1 protein-coding gene is annotated in these 1,052 nt (G+C 60.1%); it reads right to left on the bottom strand.

Features of this window, described 5'->3' with window-relative positions; genetic code table 11:
* Window positions 1–15 precede the first annotated feature (15 nt).
* A protein-coding gene (locus BMY84_RS28935; RefSeq protein ID WP_093088613.1) for an IS630 family transposase occupies window positions 16–973 on the bottom strand; the annotation gives its coding sequence in 2 pieces (ribosomal slippage) (window positions 16–652 and window positions 651–973; 960 coding nt in all).
* Window positions 974–1,052 lie beyond the last annotated feature (79 nt).

Raw genomic sequence — 1,052 nt, 5'->3', positions numbered from 1 at the left:
TAGAGCATCGAGCCTTTAATCGGACGCATATCCAGCGGCTTTGAGGAAGTTTCGGCATTCGTCTGGGGTGTAGAGGTCGCAGATATTGCCGATGGCCTGCCAGAGGGCATCGATGGTTCTGGCTCCTGTTCGGCGAAGGTGGGCCTTGAGTTTGGAGAATGCCATCTCGATTGGATTGAGGTCAGGGCTATAGGGCGGCGTGAAGAGGAACCATGCACCGCGCGCCTTGAGGATGGCCCTGGCTTTCTCGCTTTTATGGCTGGAGAGATTGTCGAGGATGACGACGTCGCCGGGATTGAGGGTGGGAGCGAGTTGCGTTTCGACATAGGTTTCGAAAGTCGTACGGTTCATGGGGCAGTCGATGACCCATGGCGCGGTCAGTCCGTCGCAGCGCAGGGCTGCGATGAAGGTCTGGGTTTTCCAATGACCAAAGGGTGCCCGCGCTTTGAGGCGCTGGTCGCGGCGCGCCCGTCCTCGTAACCGCGTCATCTTCGTGGTGGTTGCCGTCTCGTCGATAAAGACCAGTCGATGCGGCTCTTTCCGCAAGGCCGGCTGCCGATAGACGCGCCAGGCCCGGCGCGCCTTGACAACATCATCGCGTCCGCATTCCGATGCCAGCAGCGTTTTTTTTGAAGCTGTAGCCGGCCTTGAGCAAGGCGCGCGACAGCGAGGCAGGGTGCGCCTGAACGCCAGTGGCCGCAGCAAGCCGGGCCGACAGTTCGGGCATGGTTATATCCGGCTCGGCATCGACCCATCTGACCAAAGTCGCCATATGAGGCGCCAGCTTGCCGTTACCGGGCGGGCGTCCTTGCCGGGCAGGCGCCGATGATCCCGTCGTCGCCACGCGCTGCGCCAGTTTCACCGCGCAACTCGGGCTGACCCCAAAATGACGAGATGCAGAGCGACGAGATCGCCCGGATGCTATGTGATCCGCGATCCGGTCCCGAAGATCGGTTGAATAGAATTTCCCCATGATCCACCTCCAACAACGGTGAATCACATTTCCGACCTCATGGGAATCCCTCGATTCCTATTTCAAGCGCGATGCTCTA

It is taken from the genome of Sphingobium sp. AP50 (genome assembly GCF_900109095.1).
Taxonomy (GTDB): domain Bacteria; phylum Pseudomonadota; class Alphaproteobacteria; order Sphingomonadales; family Sphingomonadaceae; genus Sphingobium.
This window is presented reverse-complemented; position numbering and strand designations above follow the sequence as displayed.